We start from the raw sequence: 22,758 nt of genomic DNA on the forward strand, positions 1-22,758 counted from the left end.
GGCGCACGGGTCGCCCCGTGCGCCCGGCGCATCAGACGGCGAAGAGCAGGAATTCCCGCTCCCACGAACTGATCACGCGCTTGAAGTTTTCATGCTCGGCCCGCTTGACCGCGACGTAGCCTGTGATGAATTTCTGACCCAGGTATTTCTCGATGGTCTTGCTGTTTTCCATGCGCTCCAGGGCGTCTTCGATGGTCAACGGCAGGCGCAGGTTGCGCCGCTCGTAACCACGGCCCACCACTGGCGCGCTCGGGTTATGACCCTCGACCATGCCGATGTAGCCACACAGTAAACTGGCGGCAATCGCCAGGTACGGGTTGGCGTCGGCGCCCGGCAGGCGGTTTTCCACGCGGCGGTTCTGCGGGCCGGCATCCGGTACGCGCAGGCCGACGGTGCGGTTTTCCTCGCCCCACTCCACGTTCACCGGCGCCGAGGTGTCGGGCAGGAAGCGGCGGAACGAGTTCACGTTAGGGGCAAACAACGGCAGCAATTCGGGGATGAATTTCTGCAAGCCGCCAATGTGGTTGAGAAACAGCTCGCTCATGGTCCCGTCTTCATTGGAGAACACGTTCTTGCCGGTGGCGATGTCGATAATGCTCTGGTGCAGGTGCATCGCGCTGCCGGGCTCGCCGGTCATCGGCTTGGCCATGAAGGTGGCGGCCACATCGTGCTTGAGCGCGGCTTCACGCATGGTGCGCTTGAACACCAGGATCTGGTCGGCCAGGGACAGCGCGTCGCCGTGACGGAAGTTGATTTCCATCTGCGCGGTGCCGTCTTCGTGAATCAGCGTATCGAGGTCCAGTTCCTGCAGTTCGCACCAGTCGTAGACATCTTCGAACAGCGGGTCGAATTCGTTGGCCGCTTCTATGGAGAAGGACTGGCGGCCAGTCTCCGGGCGCCCGGAACGACCAATCGGCGGTTGCAGCGGGAAGTCCGGGTCTTCGCAGCGTTTGGTCAGGTAGAACTCCATCTCCGGCGCCACGATGGGCTGCCAGCCTTTGTCGGCGTAGAGCTTGAGGACTTTCTTGAGCACGTTGCGCGGCGACAGCTCGATCGGGTTGCCTTGCTTGTCGTAGGTGTCGTGGATCACCTGAGCGGTGGGCTCGATGGCCCAAGGCACCAGGAACACCGCGTTCTGGTCGGGGCGGCAGATCATGTCGATGTCGGCCGGGTCGAGCAATTCGTAATAGATGTCGTCTTCGACATAGTCGCCGGTCACGGTCTGCAACAGCACGCTCTCGGGCAGGCGCATGCCTTTTTCGGCGATGAACTTGTTGGTCGGCGAAATCTTGCCCCGGGTAATGCCGGTGAGATCGCCAATCATGCATTCGACTTCTGTGATCTTGTGGTCTTTCAACCAATCGGTGAGCTGGTCGAGGTTGTTACTCATAAATGCCTCTGGGCTGGGTTTCCTGGCATCCATTAAAGGCCAGGCATTGGTAGACGCAGCATCCGCGTCGTTTTTTTCGTTCAGGGTAGGAGCTTACCTGCCATTTGCTGCAGCGTTGCATTCCTCAGGCCAAAGTCGTGCAGAATCATGAGCAGCATCGTCGGCGCAAGCCGCCCGGAGGCCAATGCGAGGGAAGTGGGGGGCAAAAAAGTGGGTGGCCGAAGCGTCAAAAATATTGGCCGGGACACCAGCGCTCACGCAGGAAGCATGAACGGCTGACATAGCCTGCCTGGAGCAGGCCGAAACGCCGAATAGCGGCAGGCGACACATGAAGCACCCCGGTATTATTGCTGTTATGGGTTTGAATCGAGCTTAGCCTTGTTCATTTTTTTACACAACACCCCCGTAAAAAATACAACACGGCCCGCTCAAGCCTGCTGGTCCCAAGCCGGTCAAACTCGAAAAACCGCCCCAAAACCCCGCAAAAAAGCCGTCGAGGCGCTTTTTTAGGGCAAAAAAGGCCTCGCTTGACTTCGGCATGCCGTTCGGGTTGACTGAAACCAGAAAAGATCAATGATTGATATTTTTAACAACAAAGGTGTTGCATCATGTCGGTACCCCCGCGTGCCGTTCAGCTTAACGAAGCGAACGCGTTCCTTAAGGATCATCCTGAGGTTCTGTACGTAGACCTTCTAATTGCGGATATGAATGGTGTGGTGCGCGGTAAGCGCATCGAACGCACCAGCCTCCACAAGGTTTACGAGAAGGGCATTAACCTGCCTGCCTCTTTATTTGCACTGGATATCAACGGCTCGACGGTGGAAAGCACCGGCCTGGGCCTGGACATCGGTGATGCTGACCGAATCTGTTATCCAATCCCTGACACCCTGTGCAATGAGCCTTGGCAAAAGCGCCCGACCGCGCAACTGCTGATGACCATGCACGAACTTGAAGGTGAACCTTTCTTCGCCGATCCGCGCGAAGTACTCCGCCAGGTTGTGAGCAAATTTGACGACCTCGGCCTGACCATCTGCGCCGCCTTCGAGCTTGAGTTCTACCTGATCGACCAGGAGAACGTGAACGGCCGCCCACAACCGCCACGCTCGCCGATCTCCGGCAAACGCCCGCATTCGACCCAGGTCTACCTGATCGACGACCTCGACGAATACGTCGACTGCCTCCAGGACATCCTGGAAGGTGCGAAAGAGCAAGGCATCCCGGCCGATGCCATCGTCAAGGAAAGTGCCCCGGCGCAGTTCGAAGTGAACCTGCACCACGTCGCCGACCCGATCAAGGCTTGCGACTATGCGGTCCTGCTCAAGCGCCTGATCAAGAACATCGCCTACGACCATGAGATGGACACCACCTTCATGGCCAAGCCTTACCCAGGCCAGGCAGGCAACGGTCTGCACGTGCACATTTCGATCCTGGACAAGGACGGCAAGAACATCTTTGCCAGCGAGGATCCCGAGCAGAACGCCGCATTGCGTTACGCGATCGGCGGTGTGCTGGAGACCCTACCCGCTCAAATGGCGTTCCTGTGCCCCAACGTCAACTCCTACCGCCGTTTCGGCGCACAGTTCTACGTGCCGAACTCGCCGTGCTGGGGCCTGGATAACCGTACCGTGGCGATTCGCGTACCGACCGGCTCGTCCGATGCCGTACGTATCGAACACCGCGTGGCCGGTGCCGATGCCAACCCTTACCTGCTGATGGCCTCGGTCCTGGCGGGTGTGCACCACGGTCTGACCAACAAGATCGAACCGGGCGCTCCAGTGGAAGGCAACAGCTACGAGCAGAACGAACAGAGCCTGCCGAACAACCTGCGCGATGCCCTGCGCGAGTTGGACGACAGCGAAGTGATGGCCAAGTACATCGATCCTAAATACATCGATATCTTCGTCGCCTGTAAGGAAAGTGAGCTGGAAGAGTTCGAACACTCCATCTCCGACCTCGAGTACAACTGGTACCTGCATACGGTGTAAGCGTTTGCAGCAGTAAAGAAACGCCGCAGGCTTTTGGCCTGCGGCGTTTTTTTAGGGTTTATCTGGTGGATCGCAGTGGCTTGCCTGCGATGGCAACCTGGAAGACAACACGGATTCCTGCTCATACAATGCCCGCTGCCTTGTAGGAGACTTCCATGCCACCCCGCCCCGCCGCCCCTCGCAAATCCCGCGCCCGCAGCCAGGCCCGGATCGACGCGATTCTCGACGCCGCTCGCACCTTGCTGGCTGCCGAAGGCGTGGCCGGCTTGTCGATCTACGGCGTAGCCAAGCGCGCACAGATTCCACCGTCGTCGGTGTATCACTTTTTCGCCAGTGTGCCGGCGCTGCTGGAAGCATTGACGGCGGATGTGCACGCAGCCTTCCGCGCGGCCATTCAGGCGCCTATCGAGCACGATTCGCTCAAGCACTGGCGCGACCTGTCCTGCATCGTCGAACAGCGCATGCTCACCATCTATAGCCATGACGCCGCCGCGCGCCAGTTGATCCTGACCCAGCACGGACTGACCGAAGTGACCCAGGCAGATCGTCTACATGACCTGGAATTGGGGGACTTGATGCTGAAAGTGTTCAATCGGCACTTCGAAGTGCCGGCACTGCCCAGGGATGTGGACGTGTTTGCGCTGGCGCTGGAGTTGAGTGATCGCGTGTATGCACGCTCGGTGCATCAGCATGGGCAGATCACGCCACGCATGGCGGAGGAAGGCATGCGCGTGTTTGATGCGTATGTGGGGCTTTATTTGCCGGCGTATTTGCCTAAGCGATAAGTCTTGTGGTGGTGGGGCCGGCCTCTTCGCGAGCAAGCCCGCCCCCACATTTGACCCAGTTCCCACAGGGGAATGCATTCAAATGTGGGAGCGGGCTTGCTCGCGAATGCGGCCTCAGGAACAACGCCACTCACAACTTGGCAATCGACACCTCCGTAGACTTCACAAAGGCAATCACTTCACTGCCGATCACCAGCTCCAGCTCTTTCACCGAACGAGTGGTGATCACCGACGTGACGATACCGGAGGCCGTCTGCACGTCGATTTCCGACAGTACATCGCCGACCACGATTTCCTTGATGGTGCCTTTGAACTGGTTGCGCACGTTAATGGCTTTAATAGTCATACGATTTCTCCTCGAGTCGAAATAGCTGCAAGTTGTCAGCTACAGCTGCAAGCAAAAGCGCTGGGCTTTCCCTTGCGGCTTCAAGCTTGAATCTTGCCGCTGCTTTATTGCGCCCAACGCAGTTGCGTAGGCAGTGGTGAAACAGGTTCGGGTTCCGGCGGCGTGCCGGGCAGCGACAGCACACGGTCAAGCACTTGGGCTTCCAGCGCGGCCAGGCGATGCGAGCCACGGGCCCGTGGGCGCGGCAGGTCGACGATCAGGTCGAGGCCGATGTCGCCGTCTTCGATCAGGATCACCCGGTCAGCGATAGCGACGGCTTCGCTGACGTCGTGGGTGACCAGCAACACGGTGAAGCCGTGCTTTTGCCAGAGCGTCTCGATCAATTGCTGCATCTCGATGCGGGTCAGGGCATCCAGGGCCCCCAACGGCTCGTCGAGCAGCAGCAGCCGCGGTTGGTGGATCAACGCACGCGCCAGCGCCACGCGTTGCTTTTGCCCACCGGACAAGGCCGCCGGCCATTCATGGGCACGCTCGGCCAGGCCGACGGCTTCCAGCGCTTGCAACGCTTTCGGGCGCCAGTTGCCCTTGAGCCCCAGCCCCACGTTGTCGATGATCTTTTTCCACGGCAGCAAACGCGCTTCCTGGAACATCAACCGCGTGTCTTCAATCGCCTCGCCGAGCGGCGCGGAACCGGCCAGCAACTGACCGCCACTGGCTGTATCCAAACCGGCCAGCAGGCGCAGCAAGGTACTTTTACCGCAGCCACTGCGACCGACCACGGCAACGAATTGGCCCGCAGGAATGTGCAGATCAATGCCCTTGAGCACTTCCCGCGCGCCAAAGGACTTGCGCAATTTGCGTATCGCCAGGGGAATTCCCTTCAGCAGGCGCGGAGGTTGTTGAGCCGTCATGCCGCACCGCCTGCATTCACTTGGTATGCCGGGTGCCAGCGCAACCACACACGTTCCAGGCCGCGCGCCGCCAGGTCGGCCAATTTTCCGAGCACCGCGTACAGCACAATAGCCAGCACCACCACGTCGGTTTGCAGGAATTCACGGGCGTTCATCGCCAGGTAACCGATGCCCGAGCTGGCGGAGATGGTTTCCGCCACGATCAGCGTCAGCCACATAAAGCCCAGAGCAAAGCGCACGCCCACCAGGATCGACGGCAGCGCGCCCGGCAGGATCACTTGCCAGAACAGCCTGAAACCGGACAAGCCATAGCTGCGCGACATTTCCACCAGTGCCGGGTCGACGTTGCGGATGCCGTGGTAGGTATTGAGGTAGATCGGGAACAGCGTGCCGAGGGCCACGAGGAAAATCTTCGCGGCCTCGTCAATCCCGAACCACAGGATCACCAACGGAATCAGCGCCAGGTGCGGCACGTTGCGGATCATCTGCACCGAGCTGTCCAGCAGGCGTTCGCCCCACGTCGACAGGCCGGTGATAAACCCCAGCGCCAGGCCGATGCTGCCACCGATCACAAAACCCAGGCCCGCACGCCAACCGCTGATGGCCAGGTGTTTCCAGATTTCACCACTGGCCACCAGGTTGACCCCGGCGGCTATCACCGCGCTGGGGGCCGGCAGAATCCGCGTCGACAACCAGCCCGCCGACACCGATACCTGCCACACGGCCAGCAATAAAAGCGGCAGCACCCACGGCGCTATACGGTGGCTTAACTTTTCAAGGGTCATGGCGGCGCCTCAACTCTGCGACGCAGCTTTGGGAAGGATATCGTTGGCGACCATCTCGCCGAACGGGCTGACGTACCCGGCGCTTTTCGGTAGCTCGGGGCGTTCGATATCCAGGTGCGGAAACAACAGTTCGGCCACGCGATACGATTCTTCCAAGTGTGGATAACCCGAGAAGATAAAGGTGTCGATCCCCAGGGCCGCGTATTCGTTGACCCGTGCCGCGACCGTCGGGCCATCGCCCACCAGTGCGGTGCCCGCCCCACCGCGCACCAGGCCGACACCGGCCCACAGGTTGGGGCTGACTTCCAGGTTGTCGCGGCTACCACCATGCAGCGCCGCCATGCGCTGCTGGCCGACGGAGTCGAAACGCGCCAGGGAGGCCTGGGCGCGGGCGATGGTGTCGTCGTCCAAGTGGGAGATCAGTTTGTCGGCGGCTTGCCAGGCTTGCTCGTTGGTTTCGCGCACGATCACGTGCAGGCGAATGCCAAAGCGCACGGTGCGTCCGAGTTTCGCGGCCTTGGCCCGCACCTGCTCGATTTTTTCCGCGACCGCAGCCGGCGGCTCGCCCCACGTCAGCACCATCTCCACTTGCTCGGCGGCCAGGTCCTGGGCCGCTTCGGAGGAACCGCCAAAATACAGCGGCGGGCGCGGTTGCTGGATCGGCGGGTAGAGCAATTTGGCGCCCTTGACGCTGATGTGCTCGCCGTCGTAATCCACGGTTTCGCCTTCCAGCACGCGACGCCAGATGCGGGTGAACTCCACCGAGGCCTGGTAGCGCTCTTCATGGCTGAGGAACAGGCCGTCGCCGGCCAACTCTTCCGGGTCACCGCCAGTGACCAGGTTGAATAAGGCGCGGCCACCGGACAGGCGATCCAGGGTCGCGGCCTGACGCGCGGCCACCGTCGGGGAAATGATCCCAGGACGCAGGGCGACGAGGAATTTCAAGCGCTGAGTCACCGGGATCAGCGAAGCGGCCACCAGCCACGAGTCTTCGCAGGAGCGTCCGGTGGGGATCAACACCCCGCCAAAACCGAGGCGGTCGGCAGCCTGGGCCACTTGCTGCAGATAACCGTGGTCGACCGCGCGAGCGCCTTCGGCGGTGCCAAGGTAATGGCCATCGCCATGGGTAGGCAGGAACCAGAAAATATTGAGGCTCATGGAGTTGTCTCCTGAAAAAGTCGGATTACGGTGCTTTGGCCACAGCGGCGGGCGGCGTCCAGATCACGTCCTTGATGCTCAAGGGCTTGGGAATCAATTTGAGTTGGTAGAAGCTGTCGGCGATCTTTTGCTGGGCGGCGACCACTTCAGGGGTGAGGAACAGTGCGCCGAAGCCTTGGCGTTTCATCGAGGTCAGGGTGACGTCTGCCGGCAGGCCGAGCAGCGGCGCGACCTGATCGGTGACTTCCTGCGGGTTGGCCTTGGACCATTCGCCCACGGCGCGCACTTCCTCCACCAGCGCCGTGATCACGTCCGGGTGTTGCTCGGCATAGGGTTTGGTGGCCAGGTAGAACTGATGGTTGTCGGCAATCCCGGTGCCGTCACGCAGAGTGCGCGCTTGCAGTTGTTTCTCGGCGGCGGCCTGGTACGGGTCCCAGATCACCCAGGCGTCGACGCTGCCACGTTCGAACGCGGCGCGGGCATCGGCAGGCGGCAGGAACACGGTCTGCACATCGGTGTATTTCAGGCCGGCCTCTTCCAGGGCGCGCACCAGCAGGTAGTGCACGTTGGAGCCTTTGTTGAGCACGATTTTCTTGCCTTTGAGCTCGGCTACCGATGTGATCGACGAGTCTTTCGGCACCAGGATCGCTTCACTGGTCGGCGCTGGCGGCTCGTAGGCCACATAGAGCAGGTCGGCTCCGGCGGCCTGGGCAAAGACCGGTGGGGTTTCGCCAGTAACGCCGAAGTCGATGGAGCCGACGTTCAGGCCTTCAAGCAGTTGCGGGCCACCGGGAAATTCCGTCCATTGCACCTGCACGCCCTGGGCGGCCAGGCGTTTCTCCAGGGTGCCCTTGGCCTTGAGCAACACCAGGGTGCCGTACTTTTGATAACCGATCCGCAGAGTTTGTGCGGCTTGAGCTTGAACAATGGCGCCGAAGGACACAGCCGCAGCAAACAGTGCGACCAGACCACGACGCAGGATGGCAGTGCGCATGGCGCTCTCTCCAAATATGCGATTAGGGTTTTGGCTGCACCTGCTTGGCCGTTGGCGGCTGAGTAAGGTGAGTTGTTTCTGAATTTCGGGTACGGCTCAAATGCTCCAGCGAGCACTCAACAAACGTTCGTTCAACACATGCGGGTCCAGCGGTTTAGGGCGACGCCCCATGGCGCTGTAGAGTTGCTCCAGCGCTTCGTACAAACGGTGCTCAAGCACCGGCACCAGTTGCGCCTGGGCACTGCCTTCGGCATAGGCGATCTGGCTGTCTTCGGCGAAAATGCCGTGGAGCAGTTCCTGAGCTTTCAACGCCGACAACACCGGCTTCAAGGCGTAGTCCACCGCCAGCATGTGGGCGATGCTGCCGCCGGTGGCCATCGGCAACACAATCTTGTGGGCCAGGGCGCGTTCGGGCAGCAGGTCGAGCAGGGTTTTCAACGCGCCGGAGAACGAGGCTTTGTATACCGGCGTGGCAATCACCAGGCCATCGGCGTTGGCCACTTGCTGCAGCAGATCGATAACCTTGGGGCTGTCGAAGCGCGCATGCAGCAAGTCTTCGGCCGGGAAGTCCCGTATCTGGTAACTCACCACCTCGACGCCTTTGTCTTGCAACCATTGACGGGTTTTCTCCAGCAAGACCCCGGAGCGGGAACGCTGGCTGGGACTGCCTCCAAGTGTGACGACCAACATGCAGGAATTCCTTGAGCAAGTGTCGGCGGTTCGCTGTAAGGCGATGTCGCCAAGATGAAACAGACCTTATCAGTAGATTGATATATCTATAAATCTTATTTATTCATTTGGTTATTCTTAAAATGAATAAGCCATCTATAAATCACCAGGCGAAAAAAAGGCCGTCGAAACGGCCTGAAAACCCCTGCTATGTGAGCGTTGAAATGCGGTCAACCTGTGTCAGCGGTTGGGCTGAGGAGTGAGCCGCAGATACGGCTTCACTGCGCGATAGCCCTTGGGAAAGCGCTTCTTGATCTCTTCCTCGTCCTTGAGCGACGGTACGATCACCACGTCATCGCCGTCCTGCCAGTTGGCGGGCGTGGCGACCTTGTGGTTGTCGGTCAGTTGCAGCGAATCGATAACCCGCAGTATTTCGTGGAAGTTGCGGCCCGTACTGGCCGGGTAGGTAATGGTCAGGCGAATTTTTTTGTTCGGGTCGATCACGAACAGGGAGCGCACGGTGAGGGTGTCACTGGCATTCGGGTGGATCAGGTCATAGAGGTCGCAGACCTTGCGGTCGGCATCGGCCAGGATCGGGAAGTTGACCACGGTGTTCTGGGTTTCGTTGATGTCCTCGATCCACTTATGGTGCGAGTCCACCGGGTCGACCGACAGGGCAATGGCCTTGACGCCGCGCTTGGCGAATTCGTCCTTGAGCTTGGCGGTAAACCCAAGCTCTGTGGTGCACACCGGGGTGAAGTCCGCTGGGTGGGAAAACAACACACCCCAGCTGTCGCCCAGCCACTCGTGGAAACGAATCTTGCCGGCGCTGGAATCCTGTTCGAAGTCGGGGGCGATATCGCCCAGTCTGAGGCTCATGGTGTGGCTCCTGATGAGTGCTTATGGAGCCCACTGTGCATGGATTGTGGATATTTTAAAAAGAATAAATATCGATTTATCTAGACGATAAATGAATATTAAAAATGTGTTCATTGGACGCATGAGCGGGCGAGGAGCAACATCGCTTCAAGGTTCGAGAAGGCCTTGAGACGCTGTAAAAGAGAGGTTCAGGAAGGGCTTGCGGGGGTTTAGCCCGACTTGAAAGCAAGACACCTTGCCCGGCATTGCGCCGGGCAAGGTTTACAGTCTTACAACAGCGTTACGCTACTAGAACAGTGGCAGCGAGTAGCTGACGATAAGGCGGTTTTCGTCCTGGGAACGGGTGTTCGCCAGGTCGGTACGCCACATAGCGTTTTTCCAGGCAACGCCGAGGTTTTTCAGCGGGCCTTCTGGAATCACGTAGGCAACGGTGATGTCCCGCTCCCACTCGGACTGGCCGGTGGTTTCAGCACGACCAGCGTTGTTGGCGATGGTGTCGATGTCGCTACCTTTGAGGTAGACAACGCCAGCAGTCAGGCCAGGTACGCCAACTTTGGCGAAGTCATAAGCGTAACGCGCTTGCCAGGTACGCTCGCCGGCACGGGCGAACTTCTGGATTTGCATGTCGGTAGTCAGGTAAGCCGACGAGCCGTCACCCTGGTTCAACCAAGGGAAGTCGCTGCTGCCATTGCTGACCTGGTAACCACCACCGAAGGTGTGGCCAGCAACGGTGTACAGGAACAAGCCGCTGTACAGGTTGTTGTCGACTTTGCCCTTGCCAGCGTTGAAGTTGTTGTAATTACCAGTGGTGTAGTAAGCAGCGGTGTTGCCGTTCAGACCATCATCAGAGCTGTTGAAGTAACGCAGGTCAGACTTCAATACGCCTGGACCGATCGACCAGTTATGGGTCAGACCGAGGAAGTGCTGCTTGTAGAAGTCTTCCAGATTGCCGTAGTAGTACTGGGCCGTCAGGTCCTTGGTGATTTTGTAGTCACCACCTGCGTAGTAGAACTTGTTAACGAACTTGCCAGCGTTGTAGTTAGAGCTACCGTTGGCGCCGCCCAGCGACAAGCCTTCGTTGTTACTGGAGTTACGCCCCTTGGCATGCTCAATCTGACCGGCAACCAGGGTCAAATCCTTGATGTCGTTGGTGGTGATCTGGCCACCTTGGAAGGTTTGCGGCAGCAGACGACCATCGTTGGTCACGATAACGGGCAGTTTAGGCTGCAGAGTGCCCAACTTCAGCTCGGTTTGGGAGATCTTCACCTTGCCGGTTACACCCAGGCTGGCGTAATCGTTAACAGCTGTGTTGCCGTCGCTTGGGAACACGGTACCACCGGAAGCGGTGCCACTGTAGTTACCATGTTCTGCACGGCTGGAATCCAGACGCACGCCATACAGGCCGATTGCGTCAACGCCGAATTGAACGGTACCTTGGGTGTAACCCGAGATGAAACGCAGATCGAAGCCTTGACCCCACTCGGCGTTCTTGCTACGGCTGCTCGATGTCGGAGCACCATCACGGTTATCCGTGTTGATGTAAAAGTTACGCAGACCCAGTGTGGCCTTACTATCTTCGATGAAACCGGCAGCGCCTGCGTGCTGGGCGATTGCGCCCAAAGCTACAGCCAAAGCCAAGGTGGACTTCTTCATGTACCGCTCCTCTCATTTCTAATTTTTTTATTTCTTTGGTCTCGGGTCTGACGCCCTCGATCCACAGATGCGCGATTAGCACCGGATAGTGACTGGCAAGTCAATCGTAACCTTGTGTGTCTACTACCTTCGTCTAATCGCAGTTGATTTGGTCCCTGCAGGGTAATGAGTTTTTCATACACCCAAAAAGAATTGTTTCATTATTTTTAATGCTCTTTTGGAATAAGCCGTGCCGTGACACAGGAAGGTCAGCATAGACCAACCGCGTACAAGCTCATTCCTAAAGGGTATTTATCAGTACTTTTTTAGTTCGATCAGTGTGAACGCTTTGCCGCATACGTCACCCACGATCAAAAAAGCGACGCCATCATGGCTAAAGGCCCATCCTGCCGTCAAATTGTTACAGTTTTTGTATCGTGAATATGTTGGGTATGTGACAAAGCCCCGATCGAGCCCTCTGGCAGCGGCCGCCGCACGCAATTTACCCACTGCCGCTTTGCTTTTATCGGCTCAGATCAAGATTTCTGAAATTTTATTAGCCGTACAGCCGGCCCTGCACCAGGGCCAGCTCGGCTATTGGAGGGGCGGGTTTTACAGCGCCTTCTCGAAAATCTTCGAGTTGCGCTGGTAGTTGTACAGCGACGCGCGCGCCGACGGCAGGCGGTCCACGCTGCTCGGCACAAAACCGCGCTCACGGAACCAGTGGGCGGTGCGAGTAGTGAGGACGAACAAGGTCTTCAGGCCCTGCGCCCGCGCACGGGTTTCGATGCGTTCGAGCAGCTCGTCGCCACGGCCGCCGTGACGGTACTCCGGGTTCACAGCCAGGCACGCCAGCTCGCCCGCATCCGAATCGGCGATCTGATACAACGCCGCACAGGCGATGATCATGCCTTCGCGCTCGACCACGCTGAATTGTTCGATCTCACGTTCCAGTACTTCACGCGAACGGCGTACCAGGATGCCCTGCTCTTCCAGCGGGCTGATCAGGTCGAGCAAGCCGCCGACGTCTTCGATCGCCGCCTCGCGCACCAATTCGAATTGCTCCTGGGCCACCAGCGTGCCACCGCCATCACGGGTGAACAGCTCGGTGAGCAACGCGCCGTCTTCGGCATAGCTGACGATATGACTGCGCCCTACTCCGCCACGGCAAGCCTCGGCCGCCGCATCGAGCAATTCGGCCTGGTAGTTGCTGCTGCCCAGGCGTTGCAGATGAGCGGGTACTTGTTGCGGGCGCAGTTCGCGCACCAGACGACCATTCTCATCGATCAGGCCGAGGTCGGCGCCGAACAGCAGCAACTTGTCAGCAGCCAGGTCAATGGCGGCACGGGTGGCGACGTCTTCGCAGGCCAGGTTGAAGATCTCGCCGGTCGGCGAATAACCCAGGGGCGAGAGCAGCACGATGGAGCGTTCGTCCAGCAGGCGGTTGATACCTTTGCGGTCGACCCGCCGCACTTCGCCGGTGTGGTGGTAATCCACGCCTTCGAGTACGCCGATCGGGCGTGCCGTCACCAGATTGCCGCTGGCCACGCGCAGGCGCGAGCCCTGCATGGGCGACGAGGCCATGTCCATGGACAAACGCGCCTCGATGGCGATACGCAGGTGGCCGACCGCGTCGATGACACACTCGAGCGTCGCGGCATCGGTGATGCGCATACCTTCGTGATAAATCGGGGTCAGACCACGCGCTTCAAGGCGCGCTTCGATCTGCGGGCGCGAACCGTGGACCAGCACCAGGCGTACGCCCAGGCTGTGCAGCAGGACCAGGTCGTGGACGATATTGCCGAAGTTCGGGTGGTCCACACCATCGCCGGGCAGCATGACCACAAAGGTGCAGTCGCGGTGGGCGTTGATGTAGGGCGAAGCGTGACGAAGCCAATTGACGTATTCGGGCATGGAACCTGGGCCTGTAATAAAAAGCAGCCGAAAAAGGATGAGTCGTGAAAACGCACAGCGGGCTGATGGTTATCGTCGGAACAGGCTTGGCGACACGCTCGCTCTCCTTATGTACGAATGGACAGGGGTTAATTTATGCAGGCTTCAGGCAGTAGTGTTCAATCAGTTCCCGCAATAGACGCACTGTAGGCGTCAAGCGTGACATTTCGAGGTACTCGCCCGGCTGGTGGGCACAGGCGATATCGCCAGGGCCCAATACCAGGGTTTCACAACCAAGGCGCTGAAGATAAGGCGCTTCGGTGCCGAACGCTACTGCTTCGGCACGATGACCGGTCAATCGCTCCGCCACCTGCACCAGTTCGGCGTCTTGCGCTTGCTCGAACGGGGGCACTTCGGGGAACAGCGGCGCATAGTCGATCTTTACCCGATGGCGTTCAGCCAAGGGCTCGAGCCTCTGCCGGATAGCCGCGCGCAGCACCTGCGGGTCCATGCCCGGCAGGGGCCGCAGGTCGAACTCCAGGGAACATTGGCCGCAGATGCGGTTGGGGTTGTCGCCACCGTGGATGCAGCCGAAGTTCAGGGTCGGTTGCGGCACGCTGAATTGCGGGTTGCGGTACTCACGCTGCCAGGCCAGGCGCAGGCCACGCAGCTCACCGATGGCGTCATGCATGGCTTCGAGGGCGCTGTGGCCCAGGCTCGGGTCCGACGAATGGCCGCTTTGGCCGAGGATGTCGATACGCTCCATCATCACGCCTTTATGCATGCGGATCGGCTTGAGGCCCGTGGGCTCGCCGATCACCGCCGCGCGCCCCAGCGGGCGCCCGGCTGCGGCCAGCGCGCGGGCGCCGGACATGGAGCTTTCTTCATCACAGGTAGCGAGGATCAGCAACGGTTGCTTGAACGGTTGGTCCAGCAGCGGCAACACGGCGTCAATCGCCAGGGCGAAAAAGCCCTTCATATCGCAACTGCCCAATCCTACCCAGCAGCCGTCGACTTCCGTCAGTTTGAGCGGGTCGGTGTTCCACAGCGCGGCGTCATACGGCACGGTATCGCTATGGCCGGCCAACACCAGGCCGCCGGGGCCACTGCCAAAAGAAGCCAGCAGGTTGAACTTGCCGGGGCTGACTTGCTGGATGTCGATGGCAAAACCCAGATCGCCCAGCCAACTGGCGAGCAAATCGATCACCGGGCGGTTGGTCTGGTCGAGAGATGCTTGAGTGCAGCTGACCGAAGGCGCCGCAATCAGCGCCGCGAACTGCTCTTTCATGGAAGGTAATGGCATGCGCGGTCTCTCTACTTCCCGGATGAGTCCTACTATAGAGGCATCCGCACGACACAATAAACCGTTGCGGCGCGTTGCCCGGCTCAGTCCTGTACACTGCACAGCCTTGGCAGCCACCTTTTTCCCCGGCTGCGCTCCCGATCCTGGATTTTCCGGCCATGCAGAAAGAAACCGAAATCAAGCTCCGCGTCAGCCGCGAAACACTCGCCGCGCTGCGTGAGCACCCGTTACTGAAAAAACGCAACAAAAGTGGCTGGGAACGCCGTGAGTTGATGAACCAGTATTTCGACACCCCCGAACGCGACCTGGCCCAAGCCAAGGTTGCCCTGCGCCTGCGCAAGGACGGTGACGACATCATCCAGACCCTCAAGACCCGTGGCCAGAGCGTCGCCGGCTTGTCGGAGCGTAACGAATACAACTGGGAACTGCCCAAAGCCAAGCTCGATGTGAAGAAACTCGACGGCGAGTGCTGGCCCGAGCAACTGGCCGAGCTGGACAAAAAGACCCTCAAGCCGATCTTCACCACCGACTTCGTGCGTGAGCGCGCCGAAATCGCCTGGGGCCGCGGCAAGGCCAAGGTGGTGATCGAAGCCGCCCTGGACCTCGGCCACGTGGTGGTCGGCAAGCAGAAAGAAGAAATCTGCGAACTGGAACTGGAACTGCGCGAAGGTGAACCGGCTGCACTGCTGGAACTGGCCGCCGAACTGGCCGCAACCCTGGCGCTGATGCCCTGCGATATCAGCAAGGCCGAGCGCGGCTACCGCCTGTACGACGCCAGCAGCTACTCCCTGAGCCTGCCGGCGCCGCAAATCCACGCCGAAATGCCGCTGGATGACGCCTTTGCCGCGATCATGTGGCACTTGTTGGGCAGCAGCCAGCGCCTGGCCGAGCAATACCGCTTCAATGGCCACTGGCGCCTGCTGCAGGACTGGGTCGACAACCTCGGGGAGTTGCGCGCACTGATCGGCAGCCTCGGCCAGGCCGCGCCGCGTCAATCCACCAGCGAACTGCGCAGTGCGCTGGATGCGTTGCTGGACGACTGGCGCCCACTGGTACAGGCCGGTGATGACGATGAAGATATCCGCAAAGCCGCCCCCGAGCAGTTCGCCGAAGAACTGGAAGACGTACGCTGGGGCCTGTTCTCGCTGAACACCTCGCGCTGGTTGCTGGCCCGTAGCTGGACCGCCGAGCGCAACGTACGTGGCAACCGCCAGGGCGCCGCGCAAATCACCAACTGGCTGCCGCGCCTGCTGGCCGACGACGCCGTCGCCCTGCAACTGCCGCGCTACCAGCAACAACCGGAAGACCTGGCCGAGCAACTGCCGCGTATCGAACGGATCCAGACCTGGCTGCATCATGCGCGCCAGGTGGTGGACATCCCGGAACTGGACCGTTTGTACGGCGAGCTGAACAAGTTGGCGCAACTGGCCAACCAGCCGATCACCGATGAGTCGCTGGATGCGCGGATGCATCAGGCGATCGCGGTGTATCAGAACCGTGCCTGGAAGACGCTTCTGCGTCTGTAATCCAGGGGACGCCACGGTCAACGTGTGTGCGGGTTTGCTCGCGAATGCGCAGTATCAGTCACTGGATGTGTTTCTGATACACCGCTTTCGCGAGCAAGCCCGCTCCCACATGGTCAGCGCAACACTGGCAGGCTGGTGGTGGATTTGATCTCCGACAACGCCACAATCGAATTGACCTCCTGAATCCCCGGCACCATCGACAACTTGTCGAAGAAAAACCGTTCGTAGGCCTCGATGTCCGACGCCACGATGCGCAGCAGAAAATCCACCGCCCCCATCAGCACATAACACTCCAATACTTCCGGAAAACCGCGAATCGCCTCGGTGAACTCGGTGAAGTTGGAGCGGCCGTGGGCGTTGAGTTTCACCTCGGCGAAAATCTGCGTATTGAGGCCGATCTTCTTGCGATCCAGCAGGGTCACCTGACCACGGATCACACCCTCCTCCTTGAGCCGTTGGATACGACGCCAGCAGGGTGACTGGGACAGACCGACCTGTTCGGCGATCTGCGCGCTGGAGAGCGACGCGTCCTCCTGCAGCAGGGCCAGGATACGGCGGTCATAGGCGTCCAACTCACTGCGCATAAAAATACCTTGAGATGTGATTATCTTGAATAAATTAAGTCGATTAATCGTCAATGCTGTTCATCTTAGATAAAAAATCTCCGCTGACGCATGTGAAAATTCCTCAGTCGAATCTGGAGACTCAGCATGCACATCGTCGAAACCACTCCGCCCGTTACCCGCGTCGATGCGTGGGCCGTCAATAACCCCCATTGCCAGGTGCATTACCAGATCGTCGCCGAGGCGGAGCCGGATGTACTGTGCCGGGTACTCAATTACTTCGCCTTGCAGTTGTTGACCCCCCACCAGGTCAGCATGAACCGCGAAGAAGACCTGCTGAACATCGATATTGTGATAGATGGCCTGAGCGGGCATCGGGCCCAAGTGATCGCTGAAAAGATTCGAAACCTGATCAGCGTGTGCACGCTGGACATGTGTCCGGCCAGCGCCATGCAGCCTCCGGCGTTAGGCGCGGCAGCCGGGTAAAAGCCTGCAATACACGCGAGGAGGAGGAAATCCAGAGGCTGGCTAGCCTGGGATTACCTCCGCGGTTACCCAGGAACCCCTTCATGTCCGTTGATCATCGATTGGAACTGCGTCAGTTATTACCGGCCTTGGTCGAAGGGGGCGTGATCACCCCCGACATCGCGCAGCGCCTGTCAACGCTGCCAACCACCGACACCCGACATCCGCTGGAATGCATCGCCGCCCAGGGACCCTGCCTGGAAACCCTCACCCAGTGGCTCGCCCAACAGGTCGGGCAACCGTATCTGCGCATCGACCCGCTGAAGATCGACGCCGCCACGGTGGTGCCGCTGATGTCCCACGCGTTTGCCCAACGTCACACCATCCTTGCGGTGGCGGTAGATGCACAGACCGTCACCGTCGCCAGCGCCCAACCCCACGTCACCAGTTGGGAAGCCGGGCTGGCGCAGGTACTCAAGCGTTCGATCAAGCGCGTGATTGCCAACCCCCGGACCCTCCAGCGCTTGATCGGCGAGTTTTACCGGTTGGCGCAGTCCGTCAGCGGTGCGGATCAGAAAATGGCCGCGCCAGGCCCTTTCGAGTTGCTCAACCTTGGCGCCAGCGACCAGGAGCCGGATGCCAACGACGCGCATATCGTCAATATCGTCGACTGGCTGTTGCAATACGCCTTCGGCCAGCGGGCCAGTGACATCCATATCGAGCCGTGCCGAGAACAGGGCCGGGTGCGCTTTCGCATTGACGGGCTGCTGCATGACGTCTATCAATTTCCTCCCCACGTGACGATGGCAGTGGTCAGCCGCCTGAAAAGCCTGGGCCGTATGAACGTGGCGGAAAAGCGCAAGCCCCAGGACGGCCGGATCAAGACCAAAAGCCCCACGGGCGCCGAAGTTGAATTGCGCCTTTCCACCTTGCCGACTGCCTTTGGCGAAAAACTGGTGATGCGGATTTTCGATCCCCAGGTGCTGCTCAAGGATTTTGACCAGTTGGGCCTGTCCAGTGAGGATCAGCAGCGCTGGCAGGCCATGACCCGGCAGACCAACGGGATTATTCTGGTCACCGGCCCCACCGGCTCCGGCAAGACCAGTACCCTTTACACCACGCTCAAGCAACTGGCGACCCGCGAGGTCAACCTGTGCACGGTGGAAGATCCCATCGAGATGGTCGAACCGGCATTCAACCAGATGCAGGTGCAGCACAACATCGACCTGACCTTCGCCAGCGGCATCCGCGCCCTGCTGCGCCAGGACCCGGACATCATCATGATCGGCGAGATACGCGACCAGGAAACCGCAGAAATGGCGATCCAGGCCGCCCTCACCGGGCACCTGGTGCTTTCCACGCTGCACACCAACGATGCCCCCAGCGCCATCAGCCGCTTGCAGGAACTGGGCATTGCGCACTATTTGATCAAGGCCACCTTGCTGGGCGTGATGGCGCAACGATTGGTGCGGCTCCTGTGCCCACACTGCAAGCGCGCGACAGGTGACGGCCACGCAGCCATCGGGTGTGCGGAGTGTCGAAACAGCGGGTATCGGGGGCGCGCCGGCGTCTACGAGATCATGGTATTGAATGAACCGCTCAAGGCGCTGATCAACCCCGGTGTCGACGTGCAGTCCCTTGCCCGGGCAGCGGCGGCACACGGCATGTGCAGCCTGCGCCAGGCCGGCCTGCAGAAAGTCGCGGCCGGGCTGACCACGGTGGCGGAAGTCTTGCGCGTCACCCCTGGGGATTCAGTAACAAATCCTTTGTTCGACGGGTGTTGAAACCGTTCTTATCGGTGACAACACCGCTACAATCGGCCAACCGTCGTTTTACTGACCTCACCAGATAGGAAATCGCCATGCAGATCGGAACCGTACTGCTTCTTTTCGTGGGCTTGGCCATCGCCATCCTGTTCATGGGCTTCAAGGTGGTGCCCCAAGGCTACCAATGGACAGTCGAGCGGTTCGGCCGCTACACCAACACCCTCAAGCCCGGCCTGAACATCATCATCCCGGTCATGGACCGCATCGGCCGCAAGATCAACGTGATGGAAAGCGTGCTGGACATCCCGCCCCAGGAAGTCATCACCGCCGACAACGCCACCGTGCAGATCGATGCGGTGTGCTTCTTCCAGGTGGTCAACACCGCCCAGGCCGCCTACGAGGTCAACAACCTCGAACACGCGATCCGCAACCTGCTGCAAACCAATATCCGTACTGTCCTCGGCTCCATGGAGCTGGATGCCATGCTCAGCCAGCGTGACGGCATCAACGAAAAACTGCTCAGGACCGTGGACGAAGCGACCGCGCCGTGGGGCATCAAGATCACCCGTATCGAGATCAAGGACATCAGCCCGCCGGCCGATCTCATGGCCGCCATGTCCGGCCAGATGAAAGCCGAGCGGATCAAGCGTGCACAAATCCTCGAGGCCGAGGGCCTGCGGGCGTCGGCGATCCTGACAGCCGAAGGCAAGAAGCAGGCGCAGATCCTTGAAGCCGAAGGTGGGCGCCAGGCCGCGTTCCTGGAGTCGGAAGCGCGTGAGCGTCAGGCAGAGGCCGAGGCTCGCGCCACCCAGGTTGTCTCCGAGGCAATCGCCACCGGTAACGTGCAGGCCATCAACTACTTCGTCGCACAAAAATACATCGACGCCTTGGGCAAGCTGGCCTCCGCCAACAACAGCAAGGTCATCCTGATGCCGCTGGAAGCCAGCCAGGTGATCGGTGCGGTCGGCGGTATCGGCGAGATCGTCAAGGCAACCTTCGATAACAAGAAAGGCTGAGGCCCTCGCCATGTGGGATTTCCTGCAGCACCTGTCATTTTGGGACTGGCTGGCACTGGGCACGGTGCTGCTGATCCTTGAAGTATTCGGCGCCGGCGGTTACCTGTTGTGGATGGGTATCGCGGCAGCGGCCGTGGGCGTGATCAAGTTTCTGGTGCCGCCGCTCGGGCTGGAGTGGCAACTGCTGCTGTTTGCCGTGTTGTCGATATTGACGGCGGTGTACTGGTGGAAACGCCAACGCAGCAGCGCCAAGGCCAGTGACCAACCCGGGTTGAACGAGCGGGGCTCGGAGCTGATCGGGCGTACCTTCGTGGTGCATCAGGCAATCGTGGAGGGCCGGGGCAAGGTAAAAGTCGGCGATGGCGTATGGATGGTGACCGGGCCCGATAGCCCCGTGGGCGCTCAAGTCCGGGTGGTTGGCCAGGAAGGCGTGGTTTTAAAGGTAGAAACTGTTTAGTCAGTGATGGAACTCGGTTGGGTTATCTACAATCAAAACCTGCAGATAACCCCATCGGAGTCACCCATCATGCGTCTCAAATATGCTGTCGCCACCCTCGCTGTGCTTTCCCTCCCTGTCGGTTCAGCCATGGCCGACAGTTTCTGGCGCAATGTCATCTCGTCGGGCGCCACTACCGGTTCGACGTACCTGACCTTCAAGGACCATAAGCTGGTGGTTGCCGCACAAGACGACGCCGGCAGCTTTGTTGCCAGCGACGGCGGCATTCGCGGGCCCTACCTGGAAGCTGCCATGCAGAAAGTTCGCGCTGATAATCCTGGCCTGCAGGCCACGGACATGGAATTGGCCAACGCCATCCTCGCGAAAAACGCTATTACCGAGTGATGCCCACACGCTGAAGAATGCCGCTTTTGAAGCGGCATTTTTTTGTCCGCAAAGTGACGATTCGTTCACAGGCGACAGGCTATATTCAGTCGAGCCGTGCAACCATGCCGGTACTGATATGCCTCTCACTCATCGCCCATCTGAAACGGACGCCTTAGTCGTTATGAGCCAACAGCCCTTTCTGCCGTTCTCCAAACCTACCATCGATGAAGCCACCATCTCGGCGGTGGGCGACGTATTGCGTTCGGGCTGGATTACCAGCGGGCCGAAAGTGCAGGCGTTCGAGGCGCAGCTCTCGGAATACTTCGGCGGCCGGCCGGTACGTACGTTCAACTCAGGCACGTGCACCATGGAGATCGCCCTGCGCATTGCCGGAATCGGGCCCGGGGATGAAGTCATCACCACACCGATCTCTTGGGTTGCCACGGCCAACGTGATCCTGGAGGTAGGCGCCACACCGGTGTTTGCCGATATCGACCCGATCACCCGCAATATCGACCTGGCGCAGGTAGAAGCCGCAATCACCCCGCGCACCAAGGCAATTATCCCGGTGTACCTGGCTGGCCTGCCGTTGGACATGCCAATGCTTTACGCACTGGCCAACAAGTACAACCTGCGTATCGTCGAAGATGCGGCCCAGGCCCTGGGTTCCAGCTGGGACGGCGAGCGTATTGGCGCCACCGGAGACTTCGTGTCGTTCAGCTTCCAGGCCAACAAGAACATCACCTCGTCCGAGGGCGGTTGCCTGGTGTTGAACAACGCCGATGAAGCACGCCTGGCCGAGAAATATCGCTTGCAGGGCGTGACCCGTACCGGTTTCGACGGCCTGGATGTGGATGTGTTGGGTGGCAAGTTCAACATGACCGATATCGCCGCCGCCATCGGCCTGGGGCAGTTCGCCCATATCGAGAAGATCACCGCTCATCGCCAGAACCTGGCGCGGCACTATTTCAAGTGCTTCGGCGCCGATTTCGAGGAAAAGTACGGTGCACAACTGCCGCCGGCGGATTTCGAAAACAGCAACTGGCACCTGTTCCAGCTGGTGCTGCCGGAGCGTCAGGACGGCCTGCCGGCCCGCGCTACCTTCATGGAGCAGATGCAGGCCCTGGGTGTTGGCATTGGCTATCACTACCCGCCGATCCACCTGCTGAGCCTGTATCGGGCACAGGGTTTCAAGGAAGGCATGTTCCCGGTGGCCGAGCGTGTCGGGCGCTTGATCGTGTCGTTGCCGATGTTTACGGCAATGACAGAGGCGGATGTGGAGCGGTCGGTGGCGGCAGTGAAAGCAGTATTGAAAGCAAGCTGAAAACCTGACTCACCTCAAACGAATGTGGGAGCTGGCCTGTCTGCGATGCAAACACCTCGGTGGATCAGTTCCACCGCAGTGATGCTATCGCAGGCAAGCCAGCTCCCACACTGACTTATGCTGTTGCGCCTATTGGCGCTTACTCGTCGATGGCGGATTTGTAGCCAGCAGCATCCAGCAGTTTTTCCAGATCAGCCGGGTTGTTTGGCTTGAGCTTGAAGATCCACGCGCCGTAAGGGTCGGAGTTCAGCAGCTCAGGGCTACCACTGAGCTCATCGTTGACGGCAATCACTTCCCCAGCAATCGGTGAGTAGATATCCGATGCGGCCTTCACCGACTCAACCACCCCCGCCTCCTCTTCAGTGACAAACACCTTGCCGATTTCAGGCAGCTCAACAAACACCACATCCCCCAGCGCTTCCTGGGCGTGGTCGGAGATCCCGACGGTCACAGTACCGTCGGCTTCCAAACGGGCCCATTCGTGGCTTTCGGCAAAACGCAGGTCCGCAGGGATATTGCTCATAGTCTGTGTCCTCAAGAAAAAG

22 protein-coding genes are annotated in these 22,758 nt (G+C 59.8%); 9 read left to right on the forward strand and 13 right to left on the reverse strand.

The genetic code is table 11. The features are described from left to right. Positions 1-31: 31 nt before the first annotated feature. Complete coding sequence (locus tag AB4O05_RS03275; protein WP_460133082.1) at positions 32-1,390, reverse strand: glutamine synthetase family protein; 1,359 nt, start codon at positions 1,388-1,390, stop codon at positions 32-34. Between the two features lie 608 nt (positions 1,391-1,998). Here AB4O05_RS03275 and AB4O05_RS03280 point away from each other — a divergent pair. Both AB4O05_RS03280 and AB4O05_RS03285 read left to right on the forward strand, forming a co-directional pair. Next, positions 1,999-3,375 carry a glutamine synthetase family protein gene (locus AB4O05_RS03280; RefSeq protein WP_460133079.1) on the forward strand — a complete coding sequence of 459 codons (1,377 nt, stop codon included), beginning with the start codon at positions 1,999-2,001 and terminating at the stop codon, positions 3,373-3,375. Between the two features lie 155 nt (positions 3,376-3,530). Beyond that, positions 3,531-4,160 carry a TetR/AcrR family transcriptional regulator gene (locus AB4O05_RS03285; protein ID WP_460133076.1) on the forward strand — a complete coding sequence of 210 codons (630 nt, stop codon included), beginning with the start codon at positions 3,531-3,533 and terminating at the stop codon, positions 4,158-4,160. A gap of 130 nt (positions 4,161-4,290) precedes the next feature. Here AB4O05_RS03285 and AB4O05_RS03290 read toward each other — a convergent pair whose 3' ends face one another. From AB4O05_RS03290 to argE, 10 genes are all read right to left on the reverse strand, one after another. After that, positions 4,291-4,506: a TOBE domain-containing protein gene (locus AB4O05_RS03290; protein ID WP_003176783.1), complete on the reverse strand. Its 216-nt coding sequence runs from the start codon at positions 4,504-4,506 to the stop codon at positions 4,291-4,293. 104 nt (positions 4,507-4,610) lie between these two features. After that, positions 4,611-5,417 carry an aliphatic sulfonates ABC transporter ATP-binding protein gene (ssuB, locus tag AB4O05_RS03295; RefSeq protein WP_460133074.1) on the reverse strand — a complete coding sequence of 269 codons (807 nt, stop codon included), beginning with the start codon at positions 5,415-5,417 and terminating at the stop codon, positions 4,611-4,613. Next, positions 5,414-6,202, reverse strand: a complete 789-nt coding sequence (gene ssuC / locus AB4O05_RS03300; protein WP_460133072.1) for an aliphatic sulfonate ABC transporter permease SsuC — start codon at positions 6,200-6,202, stop codon at positions 5,414-5,416. Before ssuC ends, ssuB begins: the two co-directional genes overlap by 4 nt. A 9-nt stretch (positions 6,203-6,211) precedes the next feature. Then, positions 6,212-7,360, reverse strand: coding sequence for an FMNH2-dependent alkanesulfonate monooxygenase (ssuD, locus tag AB4O05_RS03305; protein ID WP_460133069.1), 1,149 nt, complete (start codon positions 7,358-7,360; stop codon positions 6,212-6,214). A 25-nt stretch (positions 7,361-7,385) separates the two neighbouring features. Then, positions 7,386-8,354 carry a sulfonate ABC transporter substrate-binding protein gene (locus AB4O05_RS03310; protein WP_460133068.1) on the reverse strand — a complete coding sequence of 323 codons (969 nt, stop codon included), beginning with the start codon at positions 8,352-8,354 and terminating at the stop codon, positions 7,386-7,388. 96 nt (positions 8,355-8,450) lie between these two features. Further along, positions 8,451-9,044: an NADPH-dependent FMN reductase gene (gene ssuE, locus AB4O05_RS03315; RefSeq protein WP_460133066.1), complete on the reverse strand. Its 594-nt coding sequence runs from the start codon at positions 9,042-9,044 to the stop codon at positions 8,451-8,453. A gap of 219 nt (positions 9,045-9,263) precedes the next feature. Next, a complete protein-coding gene (locus tag AB4O05_RS03320; protein ID WP_460133065.1) occupies positions 9,264-9,902 on the reverse strand; it encodes a peroxiredoxin in 639 nt (212 codons plus the stop codon). A 288-nt stretch (positions 9,903-10,190) separates the two neighbouring features. Further along, a complete protein-coding gene (locus tag AB4O05_RS03325; RefSeq protein WP_460133063.1) occupies positions 10,191-11,555 on the reverse strand; it encodes an OprD family porin in 1,365 nt (454 codons plus the stop codon). Between the two features lie 591 nt (positions 11,556-12,146). Then, a complete protein-coding gene (gene argA / locus AB4O05_RS03330; protein WP_460164835.1) occupies positions 12,147-13,448 on the reverse strand; it encodes an amino-acid N-acetyltransferase in 1,302 nt (433 codons plus the stop codon). A gap of 133 nt (positions 13,449-13,581) precedes the next feature. After that, positions 13,582-14,730, reverse strand: coding sequence for an acetylornithine deacetylase (gene argE / locus AB4O05_RS03335; RefSeq protein ID WP_460133060.1), 1,149 nt, complete (start codon positions 14,728-14,730; stop codon positions 13,582-13,584). Between the two features lie 158 nt (positions 14,731-14,888). On the opposite strand from argE, the gene AB4O05_RS03340 reads away from it, so the two are divergent. Then, positions 14,889-16,256, forward strand: a complete 1,368-nt coding sequence (locus AB4O05_RS03340; protein WP_460133058.1) for a CYTH domain-containing protein — start codon at positions 14,889-14,891, stop codon at positions 16,254-16,256. A gap of 113 nt (positions 16,257-16,369) precedes the next feature. Here AB4O05_RS03340 and AB4O05_RS03345 read toward each other — a convergent pair whose 3' ends face one another. Next, a complete protein-coding gene (locus AB4O05_RS03345; protein ID WP_460133056.1) occupies positions 16,370-16,840 on the reverse strand; it encodes an Lrp/AsnC family transcriptional regulator in 471 nt (156 codons plus the stop codon). A 126-nt stretch (positions 16,841-16,966) separates the two neighbouring features. Here AB4O05_RS03345 and AB4O05_RS03350 point away from each other — a divergent pair, with 126 nt between their 5' ends. From AB4O05_RS03350 to AB4O05_RS03375, 6 genes are all read left to right on the forward strand, one after another. Beyond that, positions 16,967-17,305: a hypothetical protein gene (locus tag AB4O05_RS03350; protein ID WP_460133055.1), complete on the forward strand. Its 339-nt coding sequence runs from the start codon at positions 16,967-16,969 to the stop codon at positions 17,303-17,305. Between the two features lie 83 nt (positions 17,306-17,388). Beyond that, positions 17,389-19,068, forward strand: a complete 1,680-nt coding sequence (locus AB4O05_RS03355) for a GspE/PulE family protein (RefSeq protein ID WP_460133053.1) — start codon at positions 17,389-17,391, stop codon at positions 19,066-19,068. Positions 19,069-19,145: 77 nt separating this feature from the next. Then, complete coding sequence (locus AB4O05_RS03360; RefSeq protein WP_046381704.1) at positions 19,146-20,066, forward strand: SPFH domain-containing protein; 921 nt, start codon at positions 19,146-19,148, stop codon at positions 20,064-20,066. Between the two features lie 10 nt (positions 20,067-20,076). Further along, positions 20,077-20,523: an NfeD family protein gene (locus AB4O05_RS03365; RefSeq protein WP_460133050.1), complete on the forward strand. Its 447-nt coding sequence runs from the start codon at positions 20,077-20,079 to the stop codon at positions 20,521-20,523. 69 nt (positions 20,524-20,592) lie between these two features. Next, a complete protein-coding gene (locus AB4O05_RS03370) occupies positions 20,593-20,907 on the forward strand; it encodes a DUF2388 domain-containing protein (protein WP_460133048.1) in 315 nt (104 codons plus the stop codon). Between the two features lie 163 nt (positions 20,908-21,070). Then, positions 21,071-22,213 carry a DegT/DnrJ/EryC1/StrS family aminotransferase gene (locus AB4O05_RS03375; protein WP_460133046.1) on the forward strand — a complete coding sequence of 381 codons (1,143 nt, stop codon included), beginning with the start codon at positions 21,071-21,073 and terminating at the stop codon, positions 22,211-22,213. Positions 22,214-22,352: 139 nt separating this feature from the next. Here the strand turns inward: AB4O05_RS03375 and gcvH are convergent, their stop codons facing one another. Beyond that, complete coding sequence (gene gcvH / locus AB4O05_RS03380) at positions 22,353-22,736, reverse strand: glycine cleavage system protein GcvH (protein ID WP_460133044.1); 384 nt, start codon at positions 22,734-22,736, stop codon at positions 22,353-22,355. Positions 22,737-22,758: the final 22 nt, after the last annotated feature.

The organism is Pseudomonas sp. S1_G07 (assembly GCF_054668565.1).